This is a genomic window from Variovorax sp. efr-133-TYG-130, assembly GCF_030208835.1.
Taxonomy (GTDB): Bacteria; Pseudomonadota; Gammaproteobacteria; order Burkholderiales; family Burkholderiaceae_C; genus Variovorax.
Genome location: NZ_JARVTD010000002.1, coordinates 40,189 through 56,111, shown reverse-complemented (window position 1 = coordinate 56,111; position 15,923 = coordinate 40,189). Strand labels below are relative to the sequence as shown.

The 15,923-nt window shown below is 64.2% G+C and carries 19 protein-coding genes; 11 read left to right on the top strand and 8 right to left on the bottom strand.

The genetic code is table 11. From position 1 onward, the window contains the following. Positions 1-303: 303 nt before the first annotated feature. Entirely contained in the window at positions 304-1,131 is an 828-nt protein-coding gene (locus tag QRN67_RS01105) for an IclR family transcriptional regulator (RefSeq protein ID WP_503010842.1), read from the bottom strand. A gap of 122 nt (positions 1,132-1,253) precedes the next feature. On the opposite strand from QRN67_RS01105, the gene QRN67_RS01100 reads away from it, so the two are divergent. From QRN67_RS01100 to QRN67_RS01050, 11 genes are all read left to right on the top strand, one after another. Next, positions 1,254-2,240: a Bug family tripartite tricarboxylate transporter substrate binding protein gene (locus QRN67_RS01100; RefSeq protein WP_503010811.1), complete on the top strand. Its 987-nt coding sequence runs from the start codon at positions 1,254-1,256 to the stop codon at positions 2,238-2,240. Between the two features lie 6 nt (positions 2,241-2,246). Beyond that, positions 2,247-2,408 (top strand): hypothetical protein, encoded by a 162-nt coding sequence (locus QRN67_RS01095; RefSeq protein WP_285409925.1) that lies wholly within the window; start codon positions 2,247-2,249, stop codon positions 2,406-2,408. Between the two features lie 39 nt (positions 2,409-2,447). Further along, the gene (locus tag QRN67_RS01090) at positions 2,448-3,137 is read left to right on the top strand and encodes an RraA family protein (protein ID WP_285409923.1); all 690 of its coding nucleotides are present in this window, start codon (positions 2,448-2,450) and stop codon (positions 3,135-3,137) included. Next, complete coding sequence (locus QRN67_RS01085; protein WP_285409922.1) at positions 3,134-4,075, top strand: NAD(P)-dependent oxidoreductase; 942 nt, start codon at positions 3,134-3,136, stop codon at positions 4,073-4,075. Before QRN67_RS01090 ends, QRN67_RS01085 begins: the two co-directional genes overlap by 4 nt. A gap of 120 nt (positions 4,076-4,195) precedes the next feature. Beyond that, positions 4,196-5,152, top strand: coding sequence for a tripartite tricarboxylate transporter substrate binding protein (locus QRN67_RS01080; protein ID WP_285409921.1), 957 nt, complete (start codon positions 4,196-4,198; stop codon positions 5,150-5,152). Between the two features lie 7 nt (positions 5,153-5,159). Further along, positions 5,160-6,047, top strand: coding sequence for an amidohydrolase family protein (locus QRN67_RS01075; RefSeq protein ID WP_503010809.1), 888 nt, complete (start codon positions 5,160-5,162; stop codon positions 6,045-6,047). A 30-nt stretch (positions 6,048-6,077) separates the two neighbouring features. After that, positions 6,078-7,010, top strand: a complete 933-nt coding sequence (locus QRN67_RS01070; protein WP_285409919.1) for an SMP-30/gluconolactonase/LRE family protein — start codon at positions 6,078-6,080, stop codon at positions 7,008-7,010. A 28-nt stretch (positions 7,011-7,038) separates the two neighbouring features. Further along, entirely contained in the window at positions 7,039-7,179 is a 141-nt protein-coding gene (locus QRN67_RS01065; RefSeq protein ID WP_285409918.1) for a hypothetical protein, read from the top strand. A 59-nt stretch (positions 7,180-7,238) separates the two neighbouring features. Continuing rightward, entirely contained in the window at positions 7,239-8,195 is a 957-nt protein-coding gene (locus QRN67_RS01060) for a Bug family tripartite tricarboxylate transporter substrate binding protein (RefSeq protein WP_285409917.1), read from the top strand. 27 nt (positions 8,196-8,222) lie between these two features. Further along, positions 8,223-8,495: a hypothetical protein gene (locus QRN67_RS01055; RefSeq protein WP_285409916.1), complete on the top strand. Its 273-nt coding sequence runs from the start codon at positions 8,223-8,225 to the stop codon at positions 8,493-8,495. Between the two features lie 19 nt (positions 8,496-8,514). After that, complete coding sequence (locus tag QRN67_RS01050) at positions 8,515-9,534, top strand: amidohydrolase family protein (RefSeq protein WP_285409914.1); 1,020 nt, start codon at positions 8,515-8,517, stop codon at positions 9,532-9,534. A gap of 298 nt (positions 9,535-9,832) precedes the next feature. On the opposite strand, the gene QRN67_RS01045 is transcribed toward QRN67_RS01050, so the two are convergent. Genes QRN67_RS01045 through QRN67_RS01015 form a run of 7 tightly spaced genes read right to left on the bottom strand, consistent with a single transcriptional unit; the run spans position 9,833 to position 15,891 of the window. Then, on the bottom strand, positions 9,833-10,513 hold the full coding sequence (locus tag QRN67_RS01045; RefSeq protein WP_285409913.1) for an RraA family protein: 681 nt from the start codon (positions 10,511-10,513) through the stop codon (positions 9,833-9,835). A 55-nt stretch (positions 10,514-10,568) separates the two neighbouring features. Next, entirely contained in the window at positions 10,569-11,636 is a 1,068-nt protein-coding gene (locus QRN67_RS01040; protein WP_285409912.1) for a cyclase family protein, read from the bottom strand. Then, positions 11,633-12,850: a pyridoxal phosphate-dependent aminotransferase gene (locus QRN67_RS01035; RefSeq protein WP_285409909.1), complete on the bottom strand. Its 1,218-nt coding sequence runs from the start codon at positions 12,848-12,850 to the stop codon at positions 11,633-11,635. Before QRN67_RS01035 ends, QRN67_RS01040 begins: the two co-directional genes overlap by 4 nt. Before the next feature lie 51 nt (positions 12,851-12,901). Beyond that, the gene (locus tag QRN67_RS01030; protein WP_285409907.1) at positions 12,902-13,630 is read right to left on the bottom strand and encodes an amino acid ABC transporter ATP-binding protein; all 729 of its coding nucleotides are present in this window, start codon (positions 13,628-13,630) and stop codon (positions 12,902-12,904) included. Then, the gene (locus QRN67_RS01025; RefSeq protein WP_285409905.1) at positions 13,627-14,337 is read right to left on the bottom strand and encodes an amino acid ABC transporter permease; all 711 of its coding nucleotides are present in this window, start codon (positions 14,335-14,337) and stop codon (positions 13,627-13,629) included. The genes QRN67_RS01030 and QRN67_RS01025 overlap by 4 nt, the downstream gene beginning before the upstream one ends. Further along, entirely contained in the window at positions 14,334-15,035 is a 702-nt protein-coding gene (locus QRN67_RS01020; protein WP_285409903.1) for an amino acid ABC transporter permease, read from the bottom strand. The genes QRN67_RS01025 and QRN67_RS01020 overlap by 4 nt, the downstream gene beginning before the upstream one ends. Before the next feature lie 40 nt (positions 15,036-15,075). Beyond that, on the bottom strand, positions 15,076-15,891 hold the full coding sequence (locus tag QRN67_RS01015; RefSeq protein ID WP_285409901.1) for an ABC transporter substrate-binding protein: 816 nt from the start codon (positions 15,889-15,891) through the stop codon (positions 15,076-15,078). Positions 15,892-15,923 lie beyond the last annotated feature (32 nt).

Sequence of the window (15,923 nt, the reverse complement as noted above, 5' to 3'; positions counted from 1 at the left end):
TAGTTGCTATTCATAAATCGGGTAACCCCTCCAATGAGACTAAGGGTTTACGCGAATTTTTCATGACGGGCGCGCCGCGGTTTTGCGCGCGCCGCCACCTGTCGCGTTGGGCGAGTTGGGATGGCTCGGGCGGACAAAAGTGGTGGACGCCAGCGGCACCTCCGCAGCGAAAGCTGGCTGTCGTGGTGGTATTGACGTTTGAGTAGGGGCCGGCTGCTCCGGGGCGACGCAACACCTACGTTCGGTCGGATTTGGCGATCTTGGCTCTACACGAGTCGCCGATTCGAAACCGCACCGATTCGTCTACGGATGCCACGTAGAGACCACTGTCGGCGTCTGCGCCGTAGGACGACCGGCGAGTGCGTACGAAAGCTCGTTCGCGGCTTTCATGATCGTCTTCGCATGGCCGATGAGCTTGGCTTTGGGCAAGCGATCCGCCGGCCCGGAAATGCACACCGACCCGAGCAAAGCCCAGCGCAAGCCGAAGACCGGCGCCGACACCGTCGCCACGTTCTTCTCGCGCTCGCCGATGGAGAAGTGATAGCCCTTCTTGCGGATGTCTTCATAGAGCTTTCCGGGCTGTCCGGAAAACGCAAGGATTACCCGACCGGGCGACCCCTGCTCCAAGGGAAGCATCGCGCCCATGCGCGCGTGATGGCGAATCGGTTGCGGCCCTTCCACGCGCGCAAGGCAGGTGCGCGAATTGCCTTCGCGCACATAGAAGGCCGCGCTCTCGCCCGTGGCTTGCGACAGCGCGAGCAGCATCGGCTCCACCACGTTGTTGGCGTCGAAGCTGGCCTGGTAGCGGGCGCCGAGCCAGCCTGCGGCAGGCCCGAGCCGCCATTCGCCATCGTCGCGCTGAACCACATAGCCGGCCAGCGCCAGCGTGCGAAGCAGCCGGAGGACGGTGGTCTTGTGCATGCCGCTGCGCCGTGTCAACTCGGCGAGCGAGAGCCGCTCGTCCTGCATTCCGAAGGTGTCGAGCAGTTGCAGGGCGCGGGTCACTGCGGTTACGCCGCCTGACGCCTCGAGATCGGCCTCGCGCGGCGCCTCGACGACTTCAACTGATCGCTTGGGCTTCACCGCCTTGATGCTTTTCAAAACGGGCGATTCTTTGGCGCTTTGTTTCACTGAATGGTCCATGTTTTACCGAGTGGACCACCATTGTAGATAGTGGAACGCAAATCTAGAGTTGCGGCATGCCCCGGAGAACTGCTCTCGGGCACCCATTCGAACGATTCGGAGACAAACCAATGCGTACCTCGAGCAACAGCTCCATTTCTCGCCGTGCAGCCCTCGGTGTCGCCCTCATGCTCACTTGCTGCGTGGCACTGGCGCAGGCCTATCCCTCGCGCCCCATCCGCCTCGTGGTGCCGTTCCCGCCGGGCGGCGGCACGGACATCATTGCCCGCGAAGTGGCGAACAAGGTGGCAAACTCGGAAGGCTGGACCATCGTCATTGACAACAAGCCGGGCTCCGGCGGCAACATCGGCGTCGATGCCGCCGCCAAGGCCAACCCCGACGGCTACACGCTGGTGCTGGGCCAGACCAGCAACCTCGCGATCAACCCGTCGCTGTACGCGAAGCTGCCGTACGACCCGGTGAAGGACCTGGCGGCGGTGGGCCTTGTCGCATCGGCGCCGCTGGTCGTGGTGGTGTCCGCCGCATCGCCCTACAAGAAGCTCTCGGACGTGGTCGCCGCCGCCAAGGCCAAGCCGACTTCGCTCAACTATGCGAGCTCGGGCAACGGCACCGTGGCCCACCTGGCCGCCGAGCAGTTCCAGAAGGCCGCCGGCGTGCAGTTCACGCACGTCCCATACAAGGGCGCCTCGCAGGGCCTCACGGACCTCGTCGGTGGGCAGATCCAGATGTACATCTCGTCGGTGCCGACGCTGATCGCCCAGGTCAAGAGCGGCCAGCTGCGCGCGCTGGCGGTGACTTCGCTGCAACGCAACAGCGACCTGCCCGACGTGCCCACCGTGGCCGAGTCGGGCTACAAGGACTTCGAGGCCGTGACTTGGTTCGGCGTCGCCGGTCCCGCCGCCCTGCCGAAGGACGCCATCGCAAAGCTGAACGCAGCCTTCAACAAGGCCCTCGCAACGGCCGAGGTGAAGAAGAAGCTGGCCGCGCAAGGCGCGGAAGTGATGACCGGCACGCCCGAGAAGTTCGCATCGCTGATCCGTACCGACGGCGTGCGCTGGAGCGCGATCGTGAAGTCGTCCGGCGCCAAGATGGACTGACCTCCCATGGCCACGCCCTGCACACCTGCGCCGGTGGTCAAGCGCCTGCACGACGACATCGTGCACCAGCTGAAGGACCCCGAGGTCGTTGCGATGCCCGACACCCAGAAAGCCGACCTGTCCAAGTGGGCCAAGGTCATCAAGGACGACGGCGTCAAGCCCGACTGAACTTCATTCCATTCCCCTTCCTTTCCTGAAAGTACTTCCATGTCCTCCACCCTTCCCGACATCATTCGCAACTTCGAGCGCGTGCCCGCAAACATCGTGGCGCAGGCCGCCGAGTTCCAGCCCGCCATCCTCGCCGACGTGGCCGGCCGACGCGGCGCGCTGGACGGGCGCATCAAGGCCCTGCGCCCGCGCATGAAGCTGGCCGGCACCGCCATCACGGTGGAAGTGCGCCCCGGCGACAACCTCATGATCCATGCGGCCATCGCCATGGCAAAGCCCGGCGACGTACTCGTGATCGACGGCAAGGGCGACCAGACCTCGGCCTTGATGGGCACGATCATGATGACGGCCTGCAAGAAGCTCGGCATCGCCGGCGTGGTGATGGACGGCGCCTGCCGCGACAGCCTGGAGATCGACGAGATGGACTTCCCCGTCTTCAGCGTGGGCACCAACCCGAATGGGCCGACGAAGAACATCGGCGGACGCATCGGACACCCCGTGTCCATCGGCGGCGTGACGGTGCACCCCGGCGACTTCGTGATCGGCGACGGCGACGGCGTGGTCGTGGTCGAGCGCGAGAAGATCGAGTCGCTGCTGCCGCTGGCTGCCAAGAAGGTCCGCGACGAGGCCGCGCGCATCGCCGCCATCAAGGACGGCGACACCGCGGCCAAGTGGCTGGACTCGGCGCTGCGTGCGGCCGGCGTGCTGAAGGAAGGCGAGACGTTGTGACCGCGACCAACGGAAGCTCCATCCTCGTGACCGGCGCCGACCTCGCGCCACAGGCGCTCGCGCTGCTCGAAGGCCATGACATCGTCTATGCCGGCAAGACGCCGACCGAGGACGACCTGGTCGCCCTTTGCCGCGCGCACGACCCCGTGGCCATCATCGTTCGCTACGGCAAGGTGGGCACCGCCGTGATGGACGCGGCACCTTCGCTGAAGGTGATCTCCAAGCACGGCAGCGGAACCGACACGATCGACAAGACCGCGGCGCAGGCGCGCGGCATCGAGGTGGTGGCGGCCGTGGGCGCCAATGCGGCTGCGGTGGCCGAGCAGGCGCTGGCCTTGCTGCTGGCCTGCGCCAAATCGGTGGTGGCGCTCGACGCGCGCATGCATGCCGGCCACTGGGACAAGGCGACGCACAAGGGCCTGGAGCTCGGTGGGCGCACCATCGGCCTTGTCGGCCTGGGCGCCATCGGCCTTCGCTTCGCGCGCATGGCCGACGCGCTGGGCATGCGGGTGCTTGGCCACGATCCTTTCGCGAAGAACCTGCCGGCCTATGTGCAACCCGCCGACCTTGCGACCCTCTGGGCCGAGTCCGACGCCGTATCGTTGCACTGCCCGCTGACCGACGACAACCGCGGGCTGCTCAATGCCCGCACCCTGGCGCAATGCAAGCGCGGCGTGATCGTTGTCAACACGGCCCGCGGCGGCCTGATCGATGAAAAGGCACTGCTGGCAGCCCTGCGTTCGGGCCAGGTCGCCATGGCCGGACTCGACAGCTTCGCGGTCGAGCCGATGACGCCCGGCCATCCGTTCCAGGGCGAAAAGAACATCGTGCTCAGTCCTCACATCGGCGGCGTGACCAGCGATGCCTACGTGAACATGGGCGTCGGTGCGGCGAGGAACCTGCTGGAGGTGCTTTCGCGCGAGACGGCGACCACCTGAGGCATGCAATCGGCGTTCGATGAAAGGAGACAGAAATGAAAAAGAAGTGCTCGCTCGACCTCGAGACCGAATGAACGCGCTGCGCCTTGCCCGCAGCCATCACAACACATTGGAGACATCATGAAAATTTTCTTCCGCGGCCTTCTCGCCGTGTGCCTGTGCGCCGCCGCGCTCGCCCACGCCGCCTATCCCGAGCGCCCCATCACCCTCGTCGTACCTTACGCGCCGGGTGGTTCGGCCGATGCCCTGGCCCGCGTGCTCGCGGTTCGTGTCGGCCAGAAGCTCGGCACCAGCGTGATCGTCGACAACCGGCCCGGGGCCAGCGGCACCATCGGCGCGGCCTTTGCCGCCAAGGCCGCGCCCGACGGCTACACGGTGCTGTACGACGCCACGCCGTACTCGATCAACCCGCACCTGTTCCCTCGCATGCCGTACGCCAGCAATGCGCTGCAGCCCCTGGCGCTCGTCTCACTGGCGCCGAATATCGTGATCGTGCGCGCGGACTCGCCGCTTAAGACCATCAAGGATCTGGTGGACAAGGCCAAGGCCGAGCCGGGCAAGATGAACTACGCCTCCGGTGGCAGCGGCACCGTGCAACGGCTTGCAGCGGAGCTCCTGCGCCAGCGGCTCGGCCTGGACATGGTCCACGTCGGCTACAAAAGCGGCGGCCCCGCCATCGTCGATGTCATGGGCGGCCAGGTCGACTTCATGTTCAGCACGATCGCCGGCTCGTATCCGCTGGTGTCGTCCGGCAAGCTGCGTGCGCTGGCGGTGTCGTCGCCGCAGCGCTCGGCGCGCCTGCCGGAGGTGCCGACCCTGGGCGAGACGGTGGCCCCCGGCTACGAGGCCTACGAATGGAACGGCCTGCTGATACCCGCCGGCACGCCCGCACCCATTGCCGACAAGCTCCACAAGGCGGTCATCGACGTGCTGAAGGAAGATGATGTGAAGCGCCGCTTCGTGGATGTCGGTGTGCAGCCGGTGGGCTCGACACCGGCCGAGTTCGCCGACTTCCTGAAAAAGGAAGACGCGAAGTGGGCGGACGTGATCCGCAAAGGCAACATCAAGCTCGATTGAAGACGCCATGAACGACATGCCGGACTCTCGACCGGTTCCCCATTCCGTCGGCATCAACCGGCCCGCGCATGCACTTCCCCAGGATGCCTGCGACAGCCACATGCACATCTTCGATCCGCGGTTCGCGCCGTCGCCGCACTGGAAGCGCCAGCCGCCGCACGCCGATGTGGCGGCCTACCGCCGGTTGCAGCAGCGGCTGGGCACCTCGCGCACGGTCGTGGTCAATCCCTCGACCTACGGCACGGACAACGCCTGCACGCTCGATGCACTCGCGCAGCTGGGCAAGCAGGCGCGCGGCGTGGCGGTCGTCGGCCATCAGGTGGTCGACACCGAGCTCGACGCGCTCGCGGCGCAGCGCGTGTGCGGTCTGCGCGTGAACTTCGTCACGCCGCAGTCCTGGGGCGTCACCACGCCGGAGATGCTGACCACGCTGGCGCACAAGGTGGCCCGCCTGGGCTGGCACATCCAGGTCTTCGTGCAGCCGGAGCAGCTGGTGGCGCTTGCACCCGTGCTCGCAAAGCTGCCGGTGCCGCTGGTCATCGACCACATGGCCCGCATCGATCCGGCCGAAGGCATCAATGGCGAAGCCTACGCGGTCGCGCGTCGCTTGCTGGACGGCGGCAACACATGGATGAAGCTGTCGGGCGTGTACATGCGATCGCGCGACGGAGCGCCCGCCTACGGCGACGCCTCCAGCCTCGGCCGCGCACTGGTCGCCGCCGCGCCGGAGCGCCTGGTGTGGGGCAGCGACTGGCCCCACACCACCGAGGCGCCGGACACCGTCAACGATGCCGACCTGGCCGACGTTCTCGCGGCCTGGTGCGACAGCACCGCGGTGCGCGACCGCATCCTGGTGGACAACCCGGCGAAGCTCTACGGGTTCGCGGCCGCCTGAGGCGCAGCACCGTCCTTCAAGGAGACCGACATGTACCTTCTGCAAGCGCCTCAGGTGCTCGAACTGAAGACCTTCACCACCATGCCCGCGGCCTTCCGTCGGCCGCAGCGCAGCGTCTGGGCCGATGCCAACCGCGGGAGCGCGCCGACCGACTCGTTCCTCGAAGGGCCCGTGTTCGATGACGCGGGCAATCTCTACGTCTGCGACATTCCCTTCGGCCGCATCTTCCGGATCGATCCGGCAGGCGCATGGATGCAGGTGGCCGAGTACGACGGCGAACCCAACGGCATGAAGTTCCTCGACGCTCACACCCTGCTCGTCGCCGACTACAAGAACGGCCTGATGCGGGTGGACGTGCAGACCGGGCAGGTCACGCCGCACCTGCAACGGCGCAATACCGAGAGCTTCAAGGGCATGAACGACCTCGTGCTCGACGCCAAGGGCAACATCTACTTCACGGACCAGGGGCAGAGCGGGCTTCACGACCCATCGGGGAGGCTCTACCGCCTGCATCCGAGCGGCCAGCTCGACCTGCTGCTGTCGAACGTGCCCAGTCCGAACGGCGTGGCCCTGTCGCCCGACGGCAAGGTCCTCTACCTGGCGGTGACGCGGGGCAACTGCGTGTGGCGCGTGCCGCTCTTGGCCGACGGGAGCGTCGCGAAGGTGAGCCAGTTCTTCACGTCCTACGGGCCCAGCGGCCCCGACGGGCTGGCTGTCGACATGCAAGGGCGGCTCCTGGTGGCAAACCCCGGGTTGGGCTACGTCTGGGTGCTCAACACCCGCGCGGAGCCTGTCGTGGTGCTGCGCGGTCCTGTCGGTGCCTCGACCACGAACATCGCCTTCGGCGGGCCGAACCGGTCAACGCTGTTCGTCACCGATTCCACACATGGGAGCGTCCTGACGCACGCCCTCGACGCCCCAGGCGTCGTGCTGCACCGCGCGCTCCCCGACGACAGCCAATAGCGAATCGCCGACAACCAACAGGCACGCCATGACCACTGAACTGAACGAAACCCACGACACCGAGGACATGAACGCGCTGATGGCGTTCGAACCGCAAAAGCGTGCGGCACTGCGCTGCCCATCGACATGGCCGATGCCGAGCGCCACCCTTATCAAGGCGTCGTCGTGAGCTATCACCCTGTTCCCCTGATCAATCCCGATCGACAGACAACGACAAGGAGACACACCATGAACCGTCGCCTCGCGACATTGACTCTCGCCGCGCTGAGCCTGGCTTGCATACAGGCAGGCGCCGCGGACTATCCCGACAAGCCCGTGCGCATGATCGTTCCGTTCGCTGCAGGTGGCGGCGTCGACAACATCTCACGCGTGGTGGCGACCGCGCTCGGCGCGCGGCTCAAGCAACCCGTGATCATCGACAACCGGCCCGGCGCCAACGCCAACATCGGAGCCGATGCGGTGGCCAAGGCGCAGCCCGACGGCTACACGCTGCTGATGGGTGCAACGTTCCTGTCGTTCAACCGCGCGACGATGAAACAGATTCCGTACGACGCGGCCAAGGATCTGATTCCCGTCGCACGCACAGGCAAGGCGCCGTTCGTGCTGGTGGTGCCGGCGACGTCGCCGCTGAAGAGCGTGGCGGAGCTCATCGCCTCCATGAAGGCCCACCCGGACAAGGCCTCCTACGGCGCTGTCGGTGCGGGCTCGCCGACCAACCTGATCTTTCCGAAAAACACCGGCACGAGCCCCGTGCAGGTCCTCTACAAAGGCGGCGCCGCTGCCATGCCCGACCTGATCGCCGGGCGCCTGACCTACATGATCCAGACCACGAGCGAAGTGCTGCCGCATATCGCGAGCGGCAAGCTGCGCGCACTGGCCGTGACGGGCACGACGCGCTTCAAACACCTACCCGACGTCCCCACCATGAAAGAGGCCGGGGTCTCCGACCTCGAGGGCACCGGTTGGTGGGGGCTGTTCTTGCCGGCGCGCACACCGGCCAGCGTCGTGGCTCGGCTGTCCGACGAGATCCAGGCCGTCATGAAGCAGCCGGACGTCGTTGCCGCGCTCGACCGCATGGGCATCGAATCCGCCCCCATGCCGGCCGCGCAGTTCCAACCCTTTTTCACCGATGAACTCAAGAGCTACGCCGACGTCGCGCGCCAGTTCAACCTGAGCACCGAGTGAGCCTTTCACACCCAGCGAGGAATTTTCATGCAAGCAGACATTCAGGTTCTCACGCGCCGCAGTGCGGTCGACAGATCATGGGTCGACAAGTTCGCGGCCCTTCCCGCGGCCAACATAAGCGACTCGATGTCGCGGCTCATCGTGTGCGCGCCGCAAGGCGACGTGCAGGCCATCTACGACAACGCCGCCGCGAAGTTCAGACACGAGAGCGAGACCTTTGCAGCCATCGGCCGAGGGGACGACGACGCAGCGGGCTATCGCGCACGGCTCACCCAGCTCGGCTGCTACTTCGAAGAATGAACGACACAAGGCACCAACAATGATCATCGACTGCCACGGCCACTACACCACCGCGCCCGCTGCGCTGAAGGACTACCGCGCGCGCCAGACAACCGCGTTCGAAGCCGGTCGTGCGCTCGCGCCCGATTTCACCATCTCCGACGAAGAAATCCGCGAGTCGCTCGAACAGAACCAGCTGCGCATCCAGCGCGAACGCGGCGTGGACCTCACGCTGTTCTCGCCCATCGCCGGCGCCATGGCGCATCACGTGGGCGATGCCGTCACCAGCCGCGACTGGACACGGGCCTGCAATGACCTCGTGCACCGCGCCGTCGAGATGTTTCCCGACGAACTCGTCGGTGTGTGCCAACTGCCTCAGTCGCCGGGCGTGAGCCCTGCCAACTGCGTCGAGGAGCTCGCGCGCTGCGTCGAAGAGCTCGGCTTCGTCGGCTGCAACGTGAACCCCGACCCCACCGACGGCTTCTGGACCGACCCGCCCATGACGCAGCGCCACTGGTATCCGCTGTTCGAGAAAATGGTCGAGCTCGACGTGCCGGCCATGGTGCACGTGAGCTGTTCGTGCAACCCTAACTTCCACCACACCGGCGCCCACTACCTGAATGGCGACACCACGGCGTTCATGCAGTTTCTGCTGTCGGACATCTTCCGGGACTTTCCGACGCTGCGCTTCGTGATTCCGCACGGCGGTGGCGCCGTGCCCTACCACTGGGGCCGCTACCGCGGTCTGGCGCAGCAACTGAAGCGGCCACCGCTGGAGGAGATGATGCGCAACGTGTTCTTCGACACCTGCGTCTATCACCGCCCCGGCATCGAGTTGCTGCTGGAGGTCGTGCCGCCGGACAACGTGCTGTTCGCCTCCGAGATCGTTGGCGCGGTGAAGGGCATCGATCCGCAGACCGGACACCACTACGACGACACCAAACGCTACATCGACGCCGTCGACTGGCTCACGCCGGAGCACCGTGCCAAGGTGCTGGGCGACAACGCACTGCGCGTCTACCCGCGTCTGGCCCGCCGCCTGGAGGCCCGCGCATCATGAGAGCCGCCAAAGCGAAAGGAGGTCATAGGGCAAGGCAAGGCACAGTCGACCATTGCTGCGTCGGCTCCACCCCTGGCGCGCGATTCAAGCGGCGCGGTGGCTCAGCTCTGCTTCGGCACGGACACAGTTGCCCAACTGACCGGGCGCTTCCGTGCGCTTTTTCAACGGTCTCAAAGCCCGGAATTGCTCTCGGCAAACAGTACTCACAATTCGATTTGTATCTCCGGACAAAGCCACACATTGGTAGCAATCATCCGACTCCGACCTTCCGGTTCGGAATTGGACAACTCGGCCTAACCTAGAGCATCTCCCCCTCAGCCAGGATGCCTGCGGTCCTCAACGCACGGTCCAGCCACTTCGCAGTGGTGTCGCCGTTTCGGATGGCGGCGATTCGCGCGGCCTCGTCCGTCTCCTTCTTGCGCGCTGCGGGCAGGAGCGTCTCCATCTCCTCTCGCGCAATTGCGACAACCCCGTCAGCGTCACCGCAAATGAAGTCGCCCGGACGCACCGTCACACCTCCAACCGAAACCGGATGCCCAACGCGGCCAGGAACGTTCTTCGTCGGCCCATTGGGATTGGAGCCCGCGGCAAAAACCGGAAACTCCATTTCCGCAATTTCGAGCGTGTCGCGGGCTGCGCCATCCAGAACAACGCCCGCGAAACCCCTTTCGCGACAGACGTTGATCATGATGGCCCCCATCAACGCCGCAGACAGATCGCCCTTTCCATCGACCACGATGACGTCGCCGGGCTTGGCGAGCATGAGCGCGACGTGAATCATGAGGTTGTCGCCAGGACGAACCTCGACCGTGAAGGCAGGGCCTGCGAACTTCATCGTTGGCCGCAGTGCCTGGATACGGCCGTGAAGTGCGCCCCTGCGACCGGCAACGTCAGCGAAGATGGCAGGTTGAATATCGGCAGCCTGCTGAACTATGTCCGCAGGGATCCGAGGAAAATCGCGAACGACGTGTTGGTTCATGCTCAATTCTCAAGAGAGAGTGAATCGAATTGAGGACGCTGGCTTCGCTGCACGTCTAAACCGTGGCGATGGGAGTTGCAGGCGAGCCGGCTGCGCCGGGCAGCCGAAGAGGTGGCGCTGTAAGAAGGAAGCGGTGGCGACCCTGCTTTCTCAGCCACCGAGCGAGCGGCGTCAACAACCAGAGTTCACCTAGATGGATGCCGTTCTTGAAGAGGCAATGCTCATGCAGAGGCAGCTTCGGACCTCGAATCGGATTTGATGCAGCCAGCGTCGGCGAAATCAGTTCGACCGCCGGGTTGTCCGCGATGAGGCAGGCCAGCTTCACGTCGACAATCCAGTTCAGAAGCTTCGCATCGCGTCCGTCCAGGCCGCTGCCTGTTTCGTGCAAGTGCTTCACATCCGGGTTGCGGTTCATCGCCATCAGCGTGTCGGCGAACCCGGTGTGGATGCACACCATGTCCCCCGCTTCGATGGTGACACCGTCCGCTTCGAGGATACGCATGAGTTGGTCGTAGCCGACCGCGATTTTCTTTCGGCCGATATGGTGCTCGAGGTCGACCATGACGCCCCGGCCTTGGGCCCCGTGTTCCGCCAGATGCTCGATACCGAGTCGTTCTGCGTTGGGCCCCGGAAAGCGCGCCCACGGCGCTACTGCATCAGGGTCTTCGACGGCGCCCATGATGTCGCGGCCTGCGCGAAAGCCGTTGTAGAAAACGGCTTCGGCTTGCCCGTCGTCGTCGGCATCGAACCGGCTGCCCATGTGCGCCAGGCTGTCCCACTGCGTCGAATACTGCGTGTTCATCAGCAGCACGTCATCGCACACGACGTCGGTGAGATTCGATTCCTCGGTCTCGTACGACCAGCAGAATCCCTGCACGCCGGCGCTCTTACCATCGCGCAAGGTCGCAAAGCGCTGGGGCGCGAGGCGCCTCGGATTGAGTGCCTGCCCGCCTGGATAGTCGAGCGGCAATGAAAGGCAAAAATTCAACCCTTCCTTGACCTCGGCAATGCCTTGCAGCAGCTTGCCGCGATCCACCAGGTTCATGCGGCCAAGCTGGTCGTCGGGCCCGAACTCTCCCCAGTTGCTTCCCGGGGGCGCGACCTTCCATCGAGCATCGGTCATTTCGCGTTTCCCTTCTCCAGGTTGGCGCAGAACCTGCGGATTCGCTCGCAGGCGCCCACGAGGCTCGTCATGCTGGCGGCGTAGGAGATTCGAAAGTGCCCCGGTGTGCCGAACGCGCTGCCATGAACAACCGCCACACCCTCCTCCGACAGCAGTTCGAGTGCGAAGGACTCGTCATCCTCGATGGGCTTGCCGCTTCTGCTGACCTTCCCATACGTACCTTCGCAAGAAGGAAAAACGTAGAAAGCGCCCTCCGGCGTCGCACACCGGATTCCCTCGCACGAATTGAGCAGCCCGACAACGGCATCCCTGCGCTCCTGGAACGCCTGTCGGCGGGTGCCCAGAAAGTCTTGCGGCCCCGTCAAGGCTTCAACCGCGGCCCATTGCGCCACCGAGTTGATGCCGGAGGTCACCTGGCCCTGGATAACGTCCATCGCCTTGACCAACTGCGTCGGCCCGGCACCGTAGCCCACGCGCCATCCGGTCATCGCGTACGCCTTCGAGACGCCGTTCATGGTGAGTGTTCTTGGGAGCAATCGCGGCTCGACCTGACCGATGGTCGCGAAGACGAAGTCGTCGTACACGAGATGCTCATAGATGTCGTCCGTGAGAATCCAGACGTGCTCGTGCTTGACGAGCACTTCAGCCAGGGCGCTGAGTTCTCCATGGGTGTAGGCGGCCCCCGATGGATTCGACGGTGAATTCAGGACAACCCATTTCGTTCGGGCAGTGATGTGGCGCTCGAGCGCCTCGGGCGTGAGCTTCAGGCCGTCCTTCGCAGACGTCTCGACGACGATGGGCGTCGCACCGCACAGTGCCACCAGCTCGGGATAGGAGACCCAGTACGGCGCCGGAATGAGCACTTCGTCCCCAGGGTTCAGGGTCGCAAGAAATGCATTGGCGATGACGTGCTTGCCGCCATTGCTGACGATGACCTGCTGGGGCGTGAACTCCAGCGAGTTCTCGCGCCGAAACTTTTGGACGATCGCCTCCCGGAGTTCGGGAATGCCGTTGGTCGGTGTGTAGCGGGTCTTGCCCGTTGTCAACGCCCGGATGGCGGCAAGCTGGATGTTCTCGGGGGTGTCGAAGTCCGGCTCGCCGGTGCTCAGGGCGATGACATCGCGCCCTTGAGCGGCGAGGTCGCGCGCTCGCTGGCTTGCCGCGATGGTGCTGGACGGCTTGATACGTGAAATGGAATCGGCAAGGAATGTCATATGCGGTCTCGTTGGTATGCAGCGCCAGCGCCGTACAAGCGCCGGCAGTGTTCAGGTGTGGCGGATGTCCGAGATGAACTTTTGAGCACGAGGGTGCTGCGGGCTGGTGAAGAACTGCTGGGGGGTCGCTCGTTCGAGAATGGTTCCGGCATCCATGAAGACGATGCGGTTTGCCACCTCGCGCGCAAAACCCATCTCGTGCGTGACGCAGACCATGGTCATGCCTTCGGCCGCGAGTTGCTTCATCACGTTCAGAACCTCACCGACCATCTCGGGGTCCAGCGCGCTCGTGGGTTCATCGAACAGCATGACCGGCGGCTCCATCGCCAAGGCTCGAGCGATGGCTATGCGTTGTTGCTGGCCGCCGGAAAGCTGGGATGGATAGGCGTCTGCCTTGTGCTGCATGCCTACCTTGGCGAGCAGTTTCATCGCGCGCTCTTTCGCATCGCGCTCGGCCATTCCCAGCACCATCATCGGGGCAAGGATCACGTTCCGCAGCACGCTCAGATGCGGAAAGAGATTGAAGCTCTGGAAGACGAAGCCGATGTTGCTGCGCAACTTGTTCACGTCGACACTGGCCCCGTGGACATCTTGCCCATTGACGATGATCTTGCCCTTGGAGATGGGCTCGAGCCGATTGATGGTCCGGATGAGTGTGGATTTTCCGGACCCGGACGGGCCACAGACCACCACGACCTCTCCCTTCGCGACCGTCTCGTCGATGTTGTTCAACGCCTGGTATTCGCCGTAGAACTTGTCCACGCCTTCGAAAGAAATCATGCGGTGGCCTCTTTGGTGGGGTTACGGGTGGAGCTGCGATTGAGCTTCTTCTCGAGCCGGTTCACACAGAGACTGAGCAGCCAGCAAATGACGAAGTAGGTGACGGCGAGGATCAGATAGACCTCGAACGGCTTGGTCAGCAACTGCGCGTTGACCTGGTAGGCCGCATACGTCAATTCATTGACGCTGATGATGTAGCCCAGCGAGGTGTTCTTGATGAGATTGATGAGCTGGCTCAGGATGCTCGGCGTCATGTGAACGAGTGCCTGCGGCAGAACGACCTTGCGCATCGCTTGTCCGTAAGTCATTCCAAGCGACCTCGCGGCCTCGACCTGGCCAGCCGGTATGGCCTCGATGCCGGCGCGTACGACCTCGCCCATGAATGCGAGTTCGTAGATGACCAGGGCGCAGATGAGGGTGGTGGTACCGGATACGCTGTGGCCGACCAGGATGGGCACGATGAAGTAGGCCCAGAAAATCAGCATCAGCACCGGCAGGCCGCGCACGACATACACGATGGCCGTTGCGGGTGCACGGATCGCCGCGATCGGCGAGGTCCGCGCGATGCCCATCAGCACTGCAAGCGGAAAGGAGGCGATGAGGCCGGTGATTGCCAGGCAAAGGGTCAGGGCAAGGCCTCCCAGCGGACCGTTCGGAAACTGTCCGACCAGGAGTAAGACGCCATAGTCGCGAAGGATTTCGATCATCGCGCTGCCCTCCCGGCTTTCAGTTTCACGCTGCACGCATGGCCTAGCCACATCAGCAGGAAGGAGCCTGCCCAGTAGAAGACGGACGCAATCGCGAAGGTTTCAAACGTCCGGAAGCTTTCGTTCTCTACTTGATGCGCCGCATAAGTCATCTCGGCGAATCCGATGGCCATCGCCAGGCTCGTCGACTTGAACAAGCTCAAGGATTGGTTTGTCAGCGGCGGCAACGCAACCCGCAGGGCTTGGGGAAGAATGACCACTCGCATGGCTTGCACGAACGTCATGCCGAGCGCTCTGGCTGCCTCCAGTTGCGTGGGGGGCAACGAACGGACGCCGCTGCGCAGGTCCTCGGACATGTAGGCGCCGGCGTTCAGCGACAGCGCTATCCAGACGAGGAAGAACTCGCTGCCGTGGTCGTTGATCCAGGCCTGCCACGCTTCCGGAAGGATCTGGGGGACGCCGAAATACCAGATGAAAACTTGCACGAGGCCTGGCACATTGCGGTGGTAGCCCACGAAGGCCTTGGCGAGAAGCTCGAGCGGCCGGGCGCGAGACTCCCTGAGGGAAACCACGAGAAGTCCGATCAGGAAGCCGGAGATCCAGGCTGCGAAAAAGAGCAGCAGGGTTTTGCAGGCACCGGCAATCAGCCAGTCCAGATAGCGGCCCTGCAGCACGGCACCAAAGTTGAAGTCAGGCATGGCCGACGCTCAGGTATGGAGTGGCTGAACAGAGCCTGGATCAGAATGCACTGAGCGGCGTCAGCTTCTTCTCCCGGACGATCTTGAATTTCGTCGAGGGACCGAACCACTTGTTCCACATCGCCTCGAGCTCGCCAGAGGACTCCATATCCTTCAGGGCGTTGTTGACCGCCGCAAGAAGTTCAGGCTCGCCCTTTTTCACGCCGAGGCCAGTCGGCTCGTAGGCCAGTGACTCATCGAGGAACACGAACTTGCCGTCGCTGCCTTCCACGAAGCGCGCGCCGGCTGCCTGAGCGACGGCGAAGCCCTGGACCTTGCCTTGTTGAAGTGCCAGAAATGCCGTCGGGCTGTCCTGGTAGGTCACAACCTCCGCTGCCGGGATCTTGCTGCGCGTGTAGAGCTCCGGGGTGGATCCCTTGTTCGCACTGACCTTCTTGCCGGAAAGCTCGGCGAAGTTCTTGATGCCGGACTTGCTGGAGACCATGACCTTCAGCGGGATCTGGTAATGAATGTCCGAGAAGGCAATCTGCTCCGCGCGCTCCTTCGTGTATCCCATCGCTGCGGCAACGACATCCACACGGCCTAGGGACAGTTCGGGAATGCGCGCTTCGACGGAGATGGGGCGATGCTCCAGCTGGACGCCGAGCCGCTTTGCGAGCGCGCTGCACGTATCCACATCGAAGCCGATGTACTGCCGCGAGGCCGGGTCTTGATAGGCCAACGGCTCGGAGCCCGAAAGCGTGGCGCAGACAAGTTTGCCGCGGGCTTTGATTTCATCGAGGCGGTTGGCGTGTGCCATCGTCGCCATCAGGCAGAGCGCCAACGGCAATATGCGAGCGAAAGTGAATCGGTTCATGCGAGTCTCCGATGCCGCTTCCGCGGCGGTTT

Excerpts from the sequence above, each read along its gene's own strand:
- QRN67_RS01100 (WP_503010811.1), top strand. The coding sequence starts at position 1,254 with ATGCGTACCTCGAGCAACAGCTCCATTTCTCGCCGTGCAGCCCTCGGT.
- QRN67_RS01095 (WP_285409925.1), top strand. The coding sequence starts at position 2,247 with ATGGCCACGCCCTGCACACCTGCGCCGGTGGTCAAGCGCCTGCACGAC.
- QRN67_RS01090 (WP_285409923.1), top strand. The coding sequence starts at position 2,448 with ATGTCCTCCACCCTTCCCGACATCATTCGCAACTTCGAGCGCGTGCCC.
- QRN67_RS01080 (WP_285409921.1), top strand. The coding sequence starts at position 4,196 with ATGAAAATTTTCTTCCGCGGCCTTCTCGCCGTGTGCCTGTGCGCCGCC.
- QRN67_RS01075 (WP_503010809.1), top strand. The coding sequence starts at position 5,160 with ATGAACGACATGCCGGACTCTCGACCGGTTCCCCATTCCGTCGGCATC.
- QRN67_RS01070 (WP_285409919.1), top strand. The coding sequence starts at position 6,078 with ATGTACCTTCTGCAAGCGCCTCAGGTGCTCGAACTGAAGACCTTCACC.
- QRN67_RS01065 (WP_285409918.1), top strand. The coding sequence starts at position 7,039 with ATGACCACTGAACTGAACGAAACCCACGACACCGAGGACATGAACGCG.
- QRN67_RS01060 (WP_285409917.1), top strand. The coding sequence starts at position 7,239 with ATGAACCGTCGCCTCGCGACATTGACTCTCGCCGCGCTGAGCCTGGCT.
- QRN67_RS01055 (WP_285409916.1), top strand. The coding sequence starts at position 8,223 with ATGCAAGCAGACATTCAGGTTCTCACGCGCCGCAGTGCGGTCGACAGA.
- QRN67_RS01050 (WP_285409914.1), top strand. The coding sequence starts at position 8,515 with ATGATCATCGACTGCCACGGCCACTACACCACCGCGCCCGCTGCGCTG.
- QRN67_RS01045 (WP_285409913.1), bottom strand. The coding sequence starts at position 10,513 with ATGAACCAACACGTCGTTCGCGATTTTCCTCGGATCCCTGCGGACATA.
- QRN67_RS01040 (WP_285409912.1), bottom strand. The coding sequence starts at position 11,636 with ATGACCGATGCTCGATGGAAGGTCGCGCCCCCGGGAAGCAACTGGGGA.
- QRN67_RS01035 (WP_285409909.1), bottom strand. The coding sequence starts at position 12,850 with ATGACATTCCTTGCCGATTCCATTTCACGTATCAAGCCGTCCAGCACC.
- QRN67_RS01030 (WP_285409907.1), bottom strand. The coding sequence starts at position 13,630 with ATGATTTCTTTCGAAGGCGTGGACAAGTTCTACGGCGAATACCAGGCG.
- QRN67_RS01025 (WP_285409905.1), bottom strand. The coding sequence starts at position 14,337 with ATGATCGAAATCCTTCGCGACTATGGCGTCTTACTCCTGGTCGGACAG.
- QRN67_RS01020 (WP_285409903.1), bottom strand. The coding sequence starts at position 15,035 with ATGCCTGACTTCAACTTTGGTGCCGTGCTGCAGGGCCGCTATCTGGAC.
- QRN67_RS01015 (WP_285409901.1), bottom strand. The coding sequence starts at position 15,891 with ATGAACCGATTCACTTTCGCTCGCATATTGCCGTTGGCGCTCTGCCTG.